At 49.2% G+C, this 17743-nt stretch carries 16 protein-coding genes; 12 read left to right on the plus strand and 4 right to left on the minus strand.

What is annotated here, in order from left to right; all coding sequences use genetic code 11:
- Positions 1 to 14 precede the first annotated feature (14 nt).
- The 3 genes from H9Q79_RS14480 to H9Q79_RS14490 form a co-directional block, all read right to left on the minus strand.
- The gene (locus tag H9Q79_RS14480) at positions 15 to 965 is read right to left on the minus strand and encodes a sugar phosphate isomerase/epimerase family protein (protein WP_249328600.1); all 951 of its coding nucleotides are present in this window, start codon (positions 963 to 965) and stop codon (positions 15 to 17) included.
- Positions 966 to 1389: 424 nt separating this feature from the next.
- On the minus strand, positions 1390 to 3126 hold the full coding sequence (locus H9Q79_RS14485; RefSeq protein ID WP_249328601.1) for a sigma-54 interaction domain-containing protein: 1737 nt from the start codon (positions 3124 to 3126) through the stop codon (positions 1390 to 1392).
- Between the two features lie 79 nt (positions 3127 to 3205).
- The gene (locus H9Q79_RS14490; protein WP_118646807.1) at positions 3206 to 3661 is read right to left on the minus strand and encodes a MarR family winged helix-turn-helix transcriptional regulator; all 456 of its coding nucleotides are present in this window, start codon (positions 3659 to 3661) and stop codon (positions 3206 to 3208) included.
- Positions 3662 to 3886: 225 nt separating this feature from the next.
- Here H9Q79_RS14490 and H9Q79_RS14495 point away from each other — a divergent pair, with 225 nt between their 5' ends.
- Positions 3887 to 4249 (plus strand): MGMT family protein, encoded by a 363-nt coding sequence (locus H9Q79_RS14495; RefSeq protein ID WP_118646809.1) that lies wholly within the window; start codon positions 3887 to 3889, stop codon positions 4247 to 4249.
- A gap of 18 nt (positions 4250 to 4267) precedes the next feature.
- On the opposite strand, the gene lpdD is transcribed toward H9Q79_RS14495, so the two are convergent.
- On the minus strand, positions 4268 to 4663 hold the full coding sequence (gene lpdD / locus H9Q79_RS14500) for a prenylated flavin chaperone LpdD (protein WP_249328602.1): 396 nt from the start codon (positions 4661 to 4663) through the stop codon (positions 4268 to 4270).
- Between the two features lie 203 nt (positions 4664 to 4866).
- Between lpdD and H9Q79_RS14505 the strand changes: the two genes are divergently transcribed.
- The 11 genes from H9Q79_RS14505 to H9Q79_RS14555 all read left to right on the plus strand — a co-directional run bounded on the left by H9Q79_RS14505 (position 4867) and on the right by H9Q79_RS14555 (position 17726).
- Complete coding sequence (locus tag H9Q79_RS14505; protein WP_249328603.1) at positions 4867 to 5436, plus strand: UbiX family flavin prenyltransferase; 570 nt, start codon at positions 4867 to 4869, stop codon at positions 5434 to 5436.
- 16 nt (positions 5437 to 5452) lie between these two features.
- Positions 5453 to 6958, plus strand: a complete 1506-nt coding sequence (locus H9Q79_RS14510; protein WP_118646813.1) for an aldehyde dehydrogenase family protein — start codon at positions 5453 to 5455, stop codon at positions 6956 to 6958.
- A 57-nt stretch (positions 6959 to 7015) separates the two neighbouring features.
- Positions 7016 to 8266, plus strand: a complete 1251-nt coding sequence (locus H9Q79_RS14515; RefSeq protein WP_118646815.1) for an iron-containing alcohol dehydrogenase — start codon at positions 7016 to 7018, stop codon at positions 8264 to 8266.
- Positions 8267 to 8330: 64 nt separating this feature from the next.
- Positions 8331 to 9302 (plus strand): uroporphyrinogen decarboxylase family protein, encoded by a 972-nt coding sequence (locus H9Q79_RS14520; RefSeq protein ID WP_118646817.1) that lies wholly within the window; start codon positions 8331 to 8333, stop codon positions 9300 to 9302.
- A gap of 30 nt (positions 9303 to 9332) precedes the next feature.
- A complete protein-coding gene (locus tag H9Q79_RS14525) occupies positions 9333 to 10805 on the plus strand; it encodes a UbiD family decarboxylase domain-containing protein (protein ID WP_334298982.1) in 1473 nt (490 codons plus the stop codon).
- Positions 10806 to 10987: 182 nt separating this feature from the next.
- Entirely contained in the window at positions 10988 to 11875 is an 888-nt protein-coding gene (locus H9Q79_RS14530; RefSeq protein WP_118646819.1) for a LysR family transcriptional regulator, read from the plus strand.
- A 59-nt stretch (positions 11876 to 11934) separates the two neighbouring features.
- On the plus strand, positions 11935 to 13392 hold the full coding sequence (locus H9Q79_RS14535; RefSeq protein ID WP_249328605.1) for a non-oxidative hydroxyarylic acid decarboxylases subunit C: 1458 nt from the start codon (positions 11935 to 11937) through the stop codon (positions 13390 to 13392).
- A complete protein-coding gene (locus H9Q79_RS14540) occupies positions 13373 to 13585 on the plus strand; it encodes a non-oxidative hydroxyarylic acid decarboxylases subunit D (RefSeq protein WP_249328606.1) in 213 nt (70 codons plus the stop codon). Before H9Q79_RS14535 ends, H9Q79_RS14540 begins: the two co-directional genes overlap by 20 nt.
- Before the next feature lie 527 nt (positions 13586 to 14112).
- Positions 14113 to 15210: an NAD(P)-dependent alcohol dehydrogenase gene (locus tag H9Q79_RS14545; protein WP_249328607.1), complete on the plus strand. Its 1098-nt coding sequence runs from the start codon at positions 14113 to 14115 to the stop codon at positions 15208 to 15210.
- Positions 15211 to 15241: 31 nt separating this feature from the next.
- Positions 15242 to 16735 carry a sugar ABC transporter ATP-binding protein gene (locus H9Q79_RS14550; protein ID WP_249328608.1) on the plus strand — a complete coding sequence of 498 codons (1494 nt, stop codon included), beginning with the start codon at positions 15242 to 15244 and terminating at the stop codon, positions 16733 to 16735.
- 40 nt (positions 16736 to 16775) lie between these two features.
- Positions 16776 to 17726, plus strand: a complete 951-nt coding sequence (locus tag H9Q79_RS14555; protein ID WP_249328609.1) for an ABC transporter permease — start codon at positions 16776 to 16778, stop codon at positions 17724 to 17726.
- The last annotated feature ends 17 nt before the right edge of the window (positions 17727 to 17743 follow it).

Consider the following 17743-nt stretch of genomic DNA (forward strand, 5'->3'; position numbering starts at 1 on the left):
CGGCTTTTCCAGTTTTAATGATTGTAAATATTTGCTGCGTTGTAACCGACGCCCAATGTTTTATACATATATTCGCAAGATTCCCGCAGCCCCTTTAGCTCCAGTTTGCGCCCTTCTTCTATGGAGTAACCGGACAGAGGCAATTCGATTTCCAGATCAATGGTATCCAGCTGTTTCGGCGCCTGTTCCCGCAGGATTTTTATGATTGCAGCGCAGTCAACGTTTCCCTGGCCGATGGCAGTACCCACAGAATGCGTGCCGTCCGGATCAGCAAACACACGGTTGTCGCAAAAATGGACACAGTTTACATAAGGAGCCATCTTGCGGACACATGATTCAATTCCCTCCATCAGCATCAGAGAGTTGATAGTGTCGCAGCAGGCGCCGATCTGTGGATGGGCCAGCTCTTCGACCAGCCAGATCACCTCGTCAGAGAACAGATCACAGTGATTCTCAATAGATATTTGCAGCCCATACTTTTCAATGAGCGGGATTGCTTTGCGGAAGTTTTCAGCTATGGCCGCCAGCTGTGCGACTACAGATGCACACATGCAGGAGTGGGAGGATTTCTCCGGATGCTTTACATCTGTGCTGTATTTTACCAGCTTACATCCCAGAGTGTGGGCGATTTCCAAAGAATCTTCAATGGTACAGTTTACGCGTGGATCAGAGGGTGCATGGAAAGAAACGTTCAGTTCCAACTCGATTCCGTGTTCCTCTGCATATCTGCGGCACGCGGCCAGATGCTCTGCGGAAATGTCGTTTTGGATGTCAACCAGTGTGATATGCAGGACATCCAGCCCCACCTCAACGGCAATATCAACCAGATCCTCAAAGGTTTTTACCTGCTCAAAAGTGTGATGTTCTCCATATTCCTGAAATCCCCAGCTCTCGCCAAACCCGGAAAGATGGAGGGTATAGCTGTGCATGCCCAGTTTAAATCTGCGGTCTTGATTCTGCAACATTTTATGATCTCCTTTCGATTCTCAGCCTTTCTAAAGAAATTGAATGCCGGAAACGCACATGCAATTACTTTTAAAAATGCCGTTTTACAATTATTGATGCAATTGGCGTGCCAGTCTTCAAATGCTGCCGGGAAATTGCATTCATTAGTATCTTTTGTTAAAATTTCTCAATTATCGGTTGAAATAATTGTGTAAATTGTTACTGCTTACGTCGATTCTGAATCGGTTACCAGTTTTGGCTATATAAATAGCGCATAATATTTTTGCATGATATGCTTAATATTTTTGCGCATGCAAAAATATTAAGCATAATAGTCAAAAGTAAAATGGCAGAATGCAAATAAAATTTGCATTCTGCCAAGATATTTATCCTCCAAAACGTGAGGGGGGGATTCAATTAGAAGTTTCTGTGATGCCCATACATTTACATGAGCAATTCTTTTACCTGGATTCCGTATTTCCTGATACGGTATTGTAGATTCTGCCGGCTCATTTTGAGAACGCGGGCAGTTGCTGAAATGTTTCCTCCGTGCTCCCTGAGGACTTTGCAAATTGTACTGCGCTCTACGTCCTGCATGGTGCTGTTCAGTGAGGAACGGAGCGCGGGTGATTCTGCCGGGCGGCTCACAGGGTGAAGCAGTGACTGTGATTCAGACATATATTTGGGAATATAATCCGGTTTAATCATTGGCTCGTCGTCCGGGAGAATGTTGATCGCATGCTCGATGATATGCTCCAGTTCGCGGATGTTGCCTGGCCAGCTATACGCATTGAACAGATCAACAGTTGCGGGGTCCAGTCCCCGGACATTGCGCGAAAGCCTGACGTTGCACTTCATGATAAACTGTTTGGCAAGCAGGGGAATGTCTTCTTTGCGTTCACGCAGGGGCGGGATCGTGAGATTGACAACGCCGAGACGGTAGAACAGGTCCCGCCTGAGCTTATTTTCCTCAATTGCCTGCATAGGCGGGATATTCAGGTTAGACAGCACGCGGACATCTACGTGAATGGCAGAGGCCCCCCCGACACGGCGGACTACGCCGTCCTGTAAGACACGGAGAAGCTTTGCCTGTAAATTAATATTCATGGAGTTCAGTTCATCGAGCATCAGTGTGCCGTTGTTCGCCTGCTCAAAATATCCCTGTCTGTGTTCTGCGCCGGTATAGGCGCCTTTTTCCGTACCGAATAACAGACCCTCCAGCAGGTTTTCAGGAATTGCCGCACAGTTAATTGCAAGAAATGGGCCTTTTGCCCGGCGGCTGTCATTGTGGATACTCTGCGCGAACAGCTCCTTGCCGGTTCCCGTCTCTCCGTATATCATCACAGAAGAATCTGATTTGGCGGCCCGGTGGCACTGTTCAATCAGTGTTTCGATGGAAGCGCTGATGTGGGTTATGTCGTTAAAATGATACTTAGCAGACAGCGCGCTCTTTCCGCTGCGCTGCTTTCCCGGATCGCTCTGGGCGATCAACTTCGCCTGCAGCTCTATGATCTTTTTATTCAGGGAATCGACGGCGCTCCAGTCCTTCATGATGCTATATCCGCCGAGTACCTGGCCATTCTGGATGATAGGATAAGTATTGGCGGTGATATCCACGTTTTTATTATAGCGGGTCGTATAAATCTGCCGTCTGGAAAGAAATACCTGCTTTTCCCGGATGGAGCAGGGAATAATCAGTTCCTGCCCATCCAAAGGTTCGTATACGTCTTCATTTTTTTCTCCAATGACATCACCTGGAACAACCTCATCCATCTTAATGCAGGCATTGTTGAGGAAGCTGATCCGCGTTTCTTCATCGCACATGATGACTGCGTCGCTCACCTGTTCTAAGGCGTGCTCGAACATGTCGCATTGTGCGTCTCTAGTCGCAGCCCGGAACACAATCAGCCGGCAGTCAGGCGGCAGATTGTGTGCCGCGGGAGTGGGACAGCGTAGCAGATATTCGTTAAAACCTATGTAAGCATACATTTTTTGCTCTGGCTCTGCACATAGAGGCTCAGCAATTTCAAAAAGATACTTGCCGATCAGCCAGTTATGTTCCTGTCCATGCAGCAGCCGGACAGCCGCCTCATTTACCTCACAGATCTTCCAGTCGTCAGCAGCGACCAATGCGCCCAGCCCGCAATCTGACAGCACTTTCATAATCTCCTGATATTCCATCACAAACCTCCTGTTCCACAAAACTTCCGATTGAAGTATGAAAAAAGGGCCCGCACTAATCACTTAGTGTGACAGCCCCTCAATGATCTGGCATACCGTCCAGTGTTCTGTATAAATTATTCAAATCTGTGAGCAGTTCGATCAGCTGTCTCATATTATTTTCCCCGAAACGACGCACGATCTCCGCCCATATTCCATAATACTTCTTCATGGACTGGTCTGCAGCGGCCCTGCCTTCATCAGTGATGCTGATAGAGATCTTCCTCCGGTCACAAAGATCAATCTTCCGTGTGATATAGTTCTTCTTCTCCAGCGAATTCAGTATGTAGGAAACGGCTGGTTTAGAAATCAGAAGCTGTTCCTGGATCATCGGGACATTCAGGTGGACGTCGGGGCATTCATTGCAGAGCGTGGTAATATGATATAAAATGGCCATCTCATTGATTTGCATCTCACATTCTGATGAAAAAACTGATTCCAGCTTCTTCAGGCGGGACATGGATGTAATAAATTGTTCAATCAGTGAAGGTTCCATATATAAACTCCTTAATTAGTAAATGTTTAACTAAAGTATACTCCAAAAAATGGAGCATTACAAGAAAAAATATGGTTTTGATTCCAAATGGTCGGGGAGGGGGAGGGGGGTATCCACCCCCCCCCTCTCGCCCAAAACCCAAATCAGTGAGGTTTTGCGGCTTGTGGATTTTTGCATAAGGCGTTACAATAAAAGAAATGAGTTTTTGGTAAGGAGGATCGTGGTTTGGATTTTTACAAGAGGATGAAGGTGGCCTGTGGGAGGATTCCGGAAGGGAAGGTGGCTACTTATGGTCAGATTGCCTTGTTGTGTGGAAAACCACGGAATGCCAGGCAGGTGGGGTATGGTCTCAGATGTGGGCTGGCGGGGGATGTGCCCGCTCATCGGATGGTGAATGCAAGAGGGGTATTGAGTGGGGCGGCCTCATTTGAGGTTCCGGGTCTTCAGAAAATGCTTTTGGAAAAAGAAGGGATCCAGGTGATGATTACGGATGAAGGTCAGGTTGTGGATCTGAAAAAGTATGGGTGGAAGAATACGCTGAGGGAAGCGGAGACGCTGGCTGTTGAATTTGAACTGCTGGGTATATAGAAGTTCCACGGTTTGTATTCAGGCGTGTATAAGTGCGTCTGTAGGTGAGCTGTGTTGTTTCATTTTTTTTATTAATTCTTCACAGCATTTTTCACTGCTTTTTATTAAAATCTGAATGTCTCCCTTCGAGGCGTTATCAATATGTATCCCTGCGCTGGCTGCCGCGTGGCAGCGAAAGGCCAGGGATATTTTTTGTGCAAATAATTCTGCCACCAGATCGTCTCTGTGGCCGGGCAGGGCGATCATGTTGACTGTGGTTTTTTCGGAATCGGGATAACAGACGGCGATAGCTCCCACATGATGAAGCGTGCCGCCGCAGACAGCGATGTTCCAGTCTTTTCCGCAGGGAATTGCGGTGGCGGTGATTTCAAACCGGCTTCCTGTATTAACCTGTGCTGAAATAACGTATGACATATGTATTCACCTCATCTTTTCGCAACCCAGAATTAATCCAGGGGTACGGTTCTCTTTCCGTCCGAAACTTTCATTGTAAATTATAAAAGAAATACTTGCCATAACCTATTCTTTTGTGGAATAATATCTCATTTAAAACAGAATTGCAGAAAAATTAAAATGAGCGCAAACTAATGTTGGAAAGCAGGTGGGGATTCATTTATATGGAGAAAAGAAGAATTATCGTGGGAATCAGCGGGGCGAGTGGTATTCCGGCTGCAGTTGAGGTGCTGAAACTTCTGAAACAGCAGGAGGGATATGAGAGCCATCTGGTGATTTCTGACAGTGGAAAGGTAACGATTACATATGAAAGCAGCTGGAGCGTGAAAGATATTGAAGGGCTGGCGGACTGTGTCTATGATACCCATTCGATTGGAAGCGCGGTTGCCAGCGGGAGCTTCAGGAATGATGGCATGATCATCGTGCCCTGCAGCATGAAGACAGTTGCGGGTATTGCCAACGGATACAGTGATTCGCTGCTCCTGCGGGCGGCGGACGTAGTTCTGAAGGAACGGAGAAAGCTGGTGCTCATGGTCAGGGAATGCCCATTCAGCAGCATTCATCTTGAAAATATGCTGAAGCTCTGTAATCTGGGTGTGGATATCCTGCCCATGGTGATGACTTTTTATAACAAGCCAGAAACACTTGAAGATATGGTTCATCATATGGCCTGCAAGTGCCTGGAGCGTTTCGGGATTGAAGCGGAAGGGTACAGACGGTGGATGGAGCAATAAAGGAAGGAGAAGGAATATGAAAATGCTCATTGACGGATGCGAAGTGGATGCGTCCAACGGAAGAACAATTGATGTCACCTGTCCCGTAAATGGTTCGCTGGTGGGGACGATCCCTGCGGCGACAGAACAAGATATGGAAAAAGCGCTTGCCGCGTCGGTTAAGGGACAGAAGGCATGGCAGGCGATCCCGCTCAGAGAAAAAGAGCAGATCCTGGACAGGTTTGAAGAACTGCTGGAGGAGAACAAAAAAGAAATTCTGACAGTTGTATGCAAAGAGTCCGGAAGCAGCCTCAGAAACGGGCTGATGCAGATCCAAGGGCTTCCCCAGCTGTTCCGCGGATATCTGGAAACAGCGAAACGATATAATGGACATCTCATGGTGCCTGGCATCGAAGCGGGGCATGACGGGAAAACAGAGAATGATATGCAGCTCGTAACCTATGAGCCGGTAGGGACAGTCCTGGCAATTGTCCCATTTAACGCTTCCATCATGCTGTTTGCATATAAAGCGGCGCCTGCACTTGCGGCTGGAAACGCGGTGATTGTAAAGCCGCCCACGACGAACCCGCTGGCAGTCATAATGATCTGTAAACTGCTGTGGCAGGCCGGCGTCCCGGGCAGCACGCTGCAGGTCATCACGGGAAACGGGGGCGAGATCGGTGATTACCTGTCGAAAGATCCGCGGATTAACGCCGTTACATTGACTGGAAGCACGGAAGTAGGCGTACATATCGCAGAAATCATGGCAAAGAAGCTTTCACCCTGCGCGCTTGAGCTGGGTGGAAATGATCCCTTTATAATTATGGAGGACGCGGACCTTCAGGCGGCCATTGCAGACGGCGCTTTTTGGAGGATGAATTCCGCCGGACAGATCTGCATTTCACCCAAACGGTTTATTGTCCATAATTCCCTGAAAGAAGCATTTACCCAGGGAGTTCTGGAATTTACCAAAACGATTCATATGGGCTATGATATGGATTATGACGCAGAAGTAGAGAAATTCCTGAACCTGGATTTCTCCAAGATGGCACATGCGGGAATGATTATGAATCCGCTGATTTCTGAAAGGGCAGCTAAGACTGTCGAGGAGCAGATTCAGAAGACGGCTGCCCAGGGAGCGAAGATCCTGACAGGCGGCAGAAGGAACGGATGCTTTATAGAGCCCACCGTTCTCGGCGACGTGACCAGAGACATGGATATTATGAAGGATATGGAGATATTCGGGCCGGTACTTCCAATTTGCGGATTTGACACGGAAGAAGAAGCCCTGGAAATCGCGAATCAGAGTAGTTATGGCCTGTCGGGATGCGTATGGACCAAAGACTGGAAAAAGGGCATGCGCATGGCGCGCGCGATACAGTCCGGCGGCGTTGTCATCAACGGAACCGGCACTTACCGCAATATGATGCATCCATTCGGCGGCTATAAGCACAGCGGCATGGGAAGAGAAGGGTTTATGACACTCGGCGAAATGATGCAGGAAAAAGTAATCATCATGAAGGATTTTTACCGCGCTGACTAACGTAAAAGACAATACGTGAAACGCGGATTCCTGATAATAGAAAAGGAGAGTAAAGTTATGGCAACGAAAAGACAGCTTGAAAAATACAGACCGTTTGGTGTAAAAGGCTATGTGTATTCCGGCAGCGGTTCTATTTCTGTGATCGGTAAGATCTGTAACTCTGAAGGATGGAAAAAACTTTTGCTTGTGATTGACCCCGGCGTTCTCGCGGCGGGCGGCGCGGATTCTATCATTAAAACGGTTGAAGCGGCAGGGCTTGAATATAAGATCTTTTCAGAGATCAAACCGAATCCGCTGCAGGTGGATATCGAGACGATCGGATTCCCGATGTATCAGGAATTTGGAGCAGACGCGATTATTGCAGTGGGCGGCGGTTCAGCCATGGACAGTGCAAAAGGCATTGCAATGATGGGCGACAGCGGCAAGACGATAGATGAGCTGGAAAAAATCCTATTTGCCCTGGATCCCCATGTAGCCACACCCTGGCATACATTCCCGATGATATGTATACCCACCACGTTCGGTACAGGTTCAGAAGTCATCCGCAACGCGGTTATTTCCGACGTCACAGGACACAAGCTGGTTCCCATGCACGACTGCATCCTTCCGGCGTATGCGATTGAAGACCCGGATCTGATGGCGACCCTGCCGGCCCATGTGGCAGCGGCAACGGCTATGGATGCGCTGGTACAGGCAATAGAATCCTATGTAAGCCGCGCTGCAACAGAGTTTTCTGAGCTGTGCGCGCTTCACGCGATCGAACTGATCGGACCGAATATCGTGAGATATGTGCGCAACCCCGCAGAAGAGGGGCCTGCCGACGCTATCTGCCGCGGCGCGATGTTTGCAGGAGTTTCCTGGAACTGTTCCTCTATCGCACAGATTCATGCATGTAATCATCCGATCACAGAAGTTCTGCATATCGCTCACGGCGACGCATGCGCGATCCTGCTTCCCTGGTTCGTGGAATGGAACGGGGAGAATAAGCGGGAGAAATTCTGGAAGGTCTATAATGCAATGTATCCCCTGGAGACGGTTGCGTATAAAGACTTCGACCTGAATGTATTAGTTAAGAAACTGATGAAACTGAACTATGATCTGAACATCCTGAATAACATGACGATGGATGAATACGCAAAATCCCGCGGTATTGAAGGCGGATGCCCGGATGAGCTGTGCGATCAGATCATCGATATGCAGTTTGCGGGCCGGGATCTTCCGCAGTATCCCAGAAAGACATCGGATGCAGAGATGAAGAAGGCGCTGCGTGATGTAAACCATGGAAAATATATCTATCAGCCGGAATGATTTTCCGGCGGAATGAATCTTCCCGGCGTAAGCGGGAGACAGATCCAAGGGGAAAGGAGTAACCATGGATATCAAACCTAGAGATAATGTCATTCTGGCATTTCAGCACAAGGAACCCTACTGGATTCCAAACAGCGTGACAGACTGTGATATTGTCCTCCAGTCTGCCGTTATGGAACGGTACGAGGGAAAAACGACAGGATTCGACGAGTTTGGCCTGGAATATGTCTACAATGAAGAGGCAAACGGGCCGGTGCTGAAACCCGGATTCCAGCTGGTGGGCGATGTGGATGAATGGGAAGACATAAAATTTCCGGATTTGGATAACCGGGACTGGGAAGCGGCGGCTGCCCGGGACACGGCCGGATGGGACCGGAAGAACAGGTTTTCCATCGTGCAGATGTTTAACGGCATGTTTGAGCGTGCGCATATGTCGATGGGATATGAAAATGTGCTGATGGGTCTTCTGACAGAGCCGGAGGCAATGGAAGGCTGGTTCAGGAAGTTTACGGATTACCGCTGTACATTAATCCGGAGGATAGCGAAATATTACAAGCCGGATGCAGTGATGATTTTTGACGATTATGGTGCAAAAGAATCCATGATGTTCAGTCCGGATGTGTTCCGCGACCTGATCAAACCACAGCTAAAGCGTCTCGTGGATACCGCGCATGAATGTGGGCTGTATTATATCCTTCACTGCTGCGGTTACTATAAACCCATTTTTCCGGATATCGTCGAACTCGGAGTGGATGCAGTGCACCCTGTGCAAGTCTCCAATGATCCGGCAGAACTCAAGGGAAAATATGGAGATAAAATCACGATTCTGGGTGGTTTTGATAATGTGAACATTCTGGACCGAGAGGACTGCACAGAAGAAGAGACGAGGGCAGAACTCCGGAGAGTGCTTGAAGAGCTCGGACCAGGAGGAAGCTTTGTCGCATGGCGGTCATTTTTCTGCAGTCAGCCGGAAGCATATATGGATGAATACTGGAAGATCGTCGGCCCTGTGAAGGCGGCAGCCCTGGATCAATGAGGAGCGACAGGCTGTTTAGAGGAGGATGGGATTTTGGCAGATATAAGAAGTTTAAGAGATGCAGTTGAATATTTAAAGACTGTTCCGGGAGAATATGCGGAGACAGATGTAGCTGTGAAACCACATGCGGAAATATCCGGTATCTACCGGTATGTCGGCGCGGGCGGTACGGTAAAGCGCCCGACAAAAAAGGGACCGGCGGTTATGTTTAATAATGTGGAGGGCCATGAGGGAGCGAGAGTGCTCATCGGTCTTCTGGCTTCCCGGGAGCGGGTCGGGATGATGCTGAATGAGAAACCAGAGCGGCTGGGCTTCCTGTTGAATGAGGCCGTACAGAATCCGGTCCAGCCGGCGGTGGTAGCCAGTGAAAAGGCTGTCTGCCAGGAGGTGGTTCACTATGCGGATGAGGAAGGGTTTGATATCCGCAAGCTTCTCCCTGCGCCGACTAACACTCCGGAGGACGCCGGGCCTTATATTACGATGGGGATGTGCTATGCGTCTGATCCGGAAACGGGAGATTCCGATATCACGATCCACCGCCTGTGCCTTCAGACAAGAGATACGATTTCCATGTATTTTGTGCCGGGGGCGAGGCATCTGGGCGTATTCCGTGAAAAAGCGGAAAGAAGGGGGGAGCCGCTTCCGATCTCCATCAGCATTGGCGTAGACCCGGCGATCGAGATTGCGGCCTGTTTTGAACCGCCTACCACTCCGCTGGGATATAATGAATTAAGCGTTGCGGGAGCAATCCGCCGTCAGCCGGTGGAGCTGGCGCCGTGCCTGACAATACCGGAAAAATGTATTGCTAACGCAGAATATGTCATCGAAGGAGAACTGATTCCTGACAGCTATGTACGGGAGGATATGACTACCAATTCCGGCAAGGCAATGCCTGAGTTCCCAGGCTATACCGGCAGCGCGAATCCTTCTGTACCGCTCATCCGGGTAAAAGCCGTGACACACAGGAGAAACCCGATCATGCAGACCTGCATCGGACCCAGCGAGGAGCATGTAAATATGGCGGGTATACCTACAGAGGCCAGCATCATCCAAATGGTAGAAAAAGCAATGCCGGGCCGGCTGAAAAATGTATACTGCCACTCCTCAGGCGGCGGCAAATACATGGCGATCATGCAGTTTGAGAAAAAACAGCCCAGCGACGAGGGCAGGCAGCGTCAGGCGGCCCTGCTGGCCTTTGCAGCCTTCGCGGAGCTGAAGCATATTATTCTTGTGGATGAAGACGTGGACCCCTTCGATCTGAGCGACGTAATCTGGGCGCTGAATACACGCTATCAAGGGGATGTGGATACTATATTTATACCGGGCGTCAGATGTCATCCGCTGGACCCGACTCAGAGGATGGAATATAATATCAACCTGAGAGATAATGGAATCTCCTGCAAAACCATTTTTGACTGTACAGTTCCATTTACCCAGAAAGCGCGTTTTGAGCGTTCCAAATTCCTGGAGCTGGATTATAAAAAATGGTTACCCGATTTATAATTAACAAACTATTCTTTTAATTGTTCCTAAAAGTTTCGGCTTGAACATTTGCTTTTTTAGAGGTGTTCAAGCTGTCTTTTGTGTTTTGCCTTCCAAATGCTGCCATTGTATGATAGAATAGTCACGTAATACGAGGGAAAAGAAGAATTTGTGGGAATATTCAAAGAATACGGGAGGTTAAAATGACAATTGAACAATTGCAGTACTTTATGGCCATCGCAAAGTACAAAAATTTTTCAACTGCTGCAGAAGAATGTTATATTTCACAGTCCTCACTGTCGAAACAGATTAAGGCGCTGGAGCAGGAGCTGGGAGGAGTAGAGCTTTTCGACAGAAATACAAAGAAACTGGATATTACATATGCGGGTAAGGAATTTTATATTTCTGCTGATAAGATTCTGATGGAATATCAGAAGATGATCAACAATATGAAGAAATATATGGACGGTCATACGGAGGTTCTGAACATTGGCACCATTCCGGTCATGAACCATTATGGCCTGACGGATATATTCTTTAAATTCCAGGAATATTACTCCAACATCCGGCTTCATGTGATTGAAGCAAACAGTGTGCCTATCATAGAGGATTTCACAAAGGGTAAAATGGATCTGGCATTTCTGCGGGATAATTACCTGCCCGTCGGAGACTTTAAGATCTTTCCGTTGGTAGATGATGAGTTGGTGCTGGTCACGAATTATTCCCACTGGCTGGCAAAGTATGATGAAATTGATCTGAAGGAAGCAGAAAACGAAAAGTTTCTCTTCCTGGGAAACAATACAGGAATGTACGAAAGCTGCCGCCAGGCCTGTATAAAAGCCGGTTTTGTGCCGCGGGAGCAGGTGTTGGACGTGCGGAGCAGTACAATTAAAAACCTGGTTGCAAACGGTCAGGGTGTATCCCTGATGATGCACCAGTCTATCAAATATATGGATGATCCCCGGATTAAGATTATCCGGCTGAAGGATCCGAGCATTATCAACCTGTCTTTAATAGTAAGAAACGGTGCGATTACAGATGCCGTTTCGACCTTCATTGAATATGTGACAGATTCTTTTGGAAAGTTATAAAAGGCGGTCATCCCTGTGAATAAGCAGCCCGGCGCTGCGAAAGAGAGGATGAAGGACAAATGGCGAAAATCAGTTGTAGTTTAAGAGAGTTCCTGCAGGTTTTAGAAGAAGAAGAGATGCTGCTGCGCGTAACAGAAGAAGTGTCCCCGGAACCGGATATCGGCGCGGCGGGGCGCGCCGCAGCCAATTCGGCCTGGAAGCCTGCGGTATATTTTGAAAAGATCAAGGGATACACGACTCCGGTGGTGACCAATGTGCACGGATCCTGGAAGAGTCATGCCCTGATGCTGGGCATGGACAAAGATACCCCGGTGAAGGAGCAGTTCTTTGAATTGAACCGGCGGTGGGATAAGTACCCAGTGGAGCCGGTCATCGTGAAACGCGAAGAGGCTCCCTGTAAGGAAAATATAATCACAGAGAATATTGACCTGTTCCGGGTGCTTTCTCCTTACCGCATCAACGACCAGGACGGAGGCTTTTTTCTCTCCAAGGCGGCGGTTGTGACAGGAGATCCGGAGTGCCCGGAAGATTTACATAAGTTAAACGTGGGAACTTACAGAATCCAGATTAAGGACAGAGACAGAGTAGGGATACAGGCACTGGCATTCCATGACATCGCAGTGCAGCTGGAAAAAGCAGAAAGTCTGAATCAGTCTCTGCCCGTAGCCATCGCGCTGGGCAACGCTCCGCTGGTCACCTTTATGGCCAGCACGCCCATCGCCTATGACCAGAGTGAATATGCCTTTGCGGGCGCCCTGCAAAATGGAAAGCCGGTGGAAATTGTCCAGGCGGATACCTGTGAACATCTCTATGTTCCGGCCTCTTCGGAAATCATACTTGAAGGCTATGTGATCCCCAGGGTGCGGAAGGTGGAAGGCCCCTTCGGAGAATTCCCCGGTTCCTATTCCGGCTGCCGCCTCCAGTGTGAGATTCAAATCACCCGGATCACCCACCGGAACCAGCCAATATTTGAAAACCTATACCTGGGGATTCCCTGGACGGAAATTGATTATCTGATGGCGTTAAACACCAGCGTTCCGCTGTACAAGCAGCTCAAGGAGTCCATGCCGGAGGTGGTGGCGGTCAACGCGATGTATACTCATGGAATGGGAGTGATTATTTCAACTAAATGCAGATATGGTGGATATGGAAAAGGTGTGGCTTTCCGCCTTCTGTCCACGCCCCACGGCATGCCTTATTCTAAAATAGTAATAGTAGTAGACGAGTACGTAGATCCATTTAACCTTGAGCAGGTGATGTGGGCAGTCACTACACGGGTACGCCCTGACAAGGATGTGGCTGTCATCCCCAACTGCCCCGGAATGCCGCTGGACCCCTCCAGCGTCCCCGCCGGCATGCACAGCAAAATGATCATCGACGCCACCACCCCTGTCCCGCCGGAGCCTAATCCCCGTGAAGTGGAGCTGCTCAAGCCGCCTGCATCGACGGAAAAATGGGAAAAGTTTATCAACGAATTCAGTAAAGGAGGAACAGTCAGTGGAATGTCCGAGATGTAAAAGCAAAGAAATCAAAATAATTGCGAAAGCCCCCGTGGACGATGCCTGGGAGGTTTATTCCTGTGGGAAATGCTGCTATTCCTGGCGTTCCACAGAGCAAATACAAATCCATGAGAAATTTCTGCTGGATGATGAAAAAATAAAAGCGATGCAGGTGATACCGCCGATACCGCCGTTAAAGGGAGTAGTCTGATATTAATCAACGTTTCCCCAGTTTCAAAAAGAATACTATTTATAATCTTATTTGTCAAATTTCGATTTTGCTTTCTATTGGTCGGTGAAAAGCGAGGCGATTTGGATACCCGGACGAAACCGCTGGAGGTCTCCCGCTGCTTTTCTGGCTGTTCCAGACGGTACAATGTCTTTCGCCAGGGGTGGAACCCCAATGGTCTCAGGCGGTAGATTTAGGATAAGATGACGGACTCTTAGGAGTCCGCTTTTTTAATGGCGAAAAAGCAGGGAGCTTTTTGACGGCCGGTAAGCGAAACTTCAGGCCGAAACCCTCCATGGTGCAGCTCCAATTTTCGCACCGACTCCCGCGAGGCTTTCACCTTCCCTCCTTCCGGGTATCCAAATACCCCACATCCTCGCCGACCAACTGGAAGCAAAACTTTTATTTGACGTATAGATTTCTTTTTTCTGTCTCTCTGTTTTCTCATGTGTATATTCTGAGTTAAGCGGTATAGGGTTACGTGATTAAAGGCGAAGGGAGAAGTTGGCGTGAAAATTGAAGCTGCGGTTGTACATGAAGTGAATGGGCCTTATCTCATTGAGGAAGTTGAGCTTGCTGCGCCTAGGGCGGATGAGGTTCTCGTGAAGGTTTCTGCCAGTGGGATCTGCCATACGGATGTAGGTGCTCAGAAAGGAGATTTCGGGAATATTTTTCCTATAGTGCTTGGGCATGAGGGCAGCGGGGTTGTTATGGAAGCCGGGAGCGGAGTAAAAGAGTTTAAGCCAGGTGACCGGGTGGCGATGTCTTTTTCCTGGTGTGGAGAATGTCCGGCCTGTTCTACAGGGAGAAGCTGGGGATGCTCCAGGCTGTATGACCTTAATTTTGCCGGGCACGATTATTATGGGGGAACGCCGTTGTCCCGGAATGGGGAGAGGGTGTCTTGTTTTTTTGGGCAGTCCTCTTTTGCGTCTCATGCGGTTGTACATAAAAATAATCTCGTGCGGGTGCCGGACGGTATGGATCTGCGTATTGCCGCGCCGGTTGGCTGCGGGATTCAGACGGGAGCGGGCAGTGTGCTGAATTATCTCAGACCTGTGCCCGGAAACGGTATTGTGGTGTCGGGCTGCGGCGGAGTGGGCATGAGCGCGCTAATGGCCGCCAGACTGTGTGGCTGTGATCCGATCGTTGCAGTGGATGTGGTAGATTCCCGTCTGGAGCTGGCCCTGGAACTGGGAGCGACCCGTGCGGTGAATGCCAAAAGGGAAAATCCGGTCCAGGCGGTCCATGAGCTCACGGGCGGCAGAGGTGTGGAATACGCAGTAGAGTGCAGCGGCATCGGTGAATGTATACGCACGGCAGTCAATTGCACAGGCGCTTTCGGAGTGATCGCTGTCTGCGGCGCCGCCTATGACCTGCGGATTAACTTCCATGAGGAGGTGACGGCGATGCACCGCACCCTGACGGGGATCATTGAAGGCCACAGCAATCCAAAGCTGTTTATTCCAAAGCTGCTGTCCTTTTATGAGAAGGGGCTGTTCCCGATTGACAAGCTGATTAAATTCTATGATTTTAAGGATATTGAACAGGCAGTGGAGGATTCTGTCCAGGGGATTGCACTCAAACCGGTGCTGGTCATGGGAAGTTGAAGCGATATCCAAGTGTGGAGGACAGAAGGTCATGGAAAATAACTATGTGGAATTTAGAAATATCAGAAAGGCCTTTGTAGGCGTTCAGGCGCTTGACGGGATCAGTTTCCGTGCCAACGGAGGAGAAGTCTGCGCTCTATTGGGAGAAAATGGGGCGGGGAAAAGCACGCTCCTGAAAATTCTGAGCGGAGCACAGCAGGCTGATTCCGGAGAATATTTCATAAATGGTTCGGAGGTAAAATTTCATTCCCCGATTGAGGCCATCAATGCCGGTGTAAGCGTGATTTATCAGGAACGGCAGTTGGTTGGAGAGCTTACGGTGACAGAAAATGTATTCATGGAAGATCTGTATTGTAAGAAAGCGGGTATCGTGGACTTTAAAAAATCTCATGAAGAGATGAAGAAGATCATTGATCGCTTCCATATGCCTTTTGCCCCTCAGACAAAAGTGAAAAAATTGTCGGTCGCCCACCAGCAGATGGTGGAAATCATGAAGGCATACCGCAGAAAAAGCCAGGTGATTGCCTTTGATGAACCGACGGCTCCTCTTTCCGATGCAGAAATTGATATACTCTTTGAGCTGATCGGAAGGCTTCGTGACGCGGGTAAGGTGATTCTGTATGTGTCCCATCGCCTGAAAGAGCTGTTCCGGCTCACGGATAAGATTGTGATTCTCAAAGATGGCCGTTTTATCGAAGATATCCGGACAGAAGACGCGACAGAGGGTTATCTGGTCTCAAAAATGGTCGGGCGTGAAATCGGGGATACATTTTCCGCGCTGAACCGGAACGGTCAGATCGGGGAAGTGGTGCTGGAGGCCAGGCATCTGTATGGAAGCGGAGTTAAGGACGTAAGCTTCAGCCTTCATAAGGGAGAGGTTCTGGGGTTTGCCGGCCTGATAGGCGCCGGCCGTTCGGAGACAATGCAGCTGCTATTCGGGGCAGATAAGCTAGTAAGCGGTGAAATTTATATAGACGGAAAGCCGGCAAGGATTAAAAGCCCGAGGGAAGCCATTAAGGCAGGAATCGGGCTGTGTCCTGAGGACAGGAAGGAGCAGGGGCTTGTTCTGGGCCGGTCTGTCCGTGATAATCTGACAATCCCCATCCTGGACGCGATTTCCCGGAATGGAATTATCGACCGGAAAAAGGAACGGAGGCTGTCTGGGGAAGCAATTGACAAATACCGTATAAAAACACATTCCATGGAAAAGATTGCACGGGAGCTGTCCGGGGGAAATCAGCAGAAGATTATTCTGGGCCGGTGGATGCTTGCCGATCTGAAGGTGTTGATCCTGGACGAGCCTACAAAGGGAATTGACGTGGGGGCTAAGGCCGAGATTTACCAAATGGTATGCGATTTGGCCAGGGAAGGGCTGGGTGTGATTTTCATTTCTTCTGAGCTGCAGGAAGTGATCAATGTCTGTGACAAGGTCATCGTCATGAAAGAGGGAGTGATTACCGGCCGTCTGAACCGGGAGGAAATGTCTGAGGAAGGGATTCTGGCTCTGGCGATGCAGGAAAATTGAGACTGATGAAAGGACGATGCTTCGGTATTGGGAAAAAGATATGGAGAACACGAAAAAGAATATTTTCAAATCAAACGAAGTCATGATGCTGTTTGTGCTGATCGTTGTAATTGCTATTTTTACCATTTTAAATAAAAACTACCTGACATATGCAAATATGAGCAATATTTTGATGGCTGCGTCTACCATCGGCTTGCTGGCGATTGGCGAAACGTTTTTGATTATCGCCGGGCATGTGGATCTTTCCTGCGCGAATATAGCGGCAATGTTTGCCGTGATCACCGCGATTATGATTAACGCCGGGGTTCCATGGCTGCTGACCATTGTGATTGTAGTGGCGTGCAGCACAGTTGCGGGGCTTGTGAACTCCTGTCTGGTAAATGTATTTGGGCTGCAGCCGTTTATTGCCACGCTGGCAATGTCGAATGTGTTTAGCGGAGTCGCCTATCTGGCCTGCTCCGGTAAGTCACTTCCCGTGGGAGATAAGGCGTTTAACGCCATAGGCTCCATGAGGATTCTGGGAATCCCGTTTCCGGCCATTCTGATGGTGGTCTGTTTTGTGATATTCGGTTTTATACTGGCGAGAACTGTGTTCGGGCGGAGTGTCTATATGGTAGGCGGAAACCCGGAGGCGGCCCGGCTCGCAGGGTTAAATCCGAAGAAAGTGAGCACGGTCCTCTATGTGCTCAGCGCGATGGTCGCCGCCTTTGCCGGCGTCCTGATGACGGCTAAGATGCACTCCGGGCAGCCCAGCGCCGGATCAGGGGCTGAATTCGACGCGATTACGGCCGCGATCCTGGGCGGAGTGGCATTTACCGGAGGAACGGGAAATCTGGCGGGGTGTTTTATCGGACTGCTGATCATGCAGTGTTTTAACAACGGCCTGACGGTTGTCAATGTTTCTTCCTTCTGGCAGATCGTGGCGAAGGGCCTGCTTCTGATCGCCGCGCTGATCTTTGATTTCTTCAGGAGAAAGAAGCTGGCAAAATAAATGAAATCTTAAGTAAG

This window comes from Wansuia hejianensis, assembly GCF_014337215.1.
In the GTDB taxonomy this organism is placed as follows: Bacteria; Bacillota; Clostridia; order Lachnospirales; family Lachnospiraceae; genus Scatomonas; species Scatomonas hejianensis.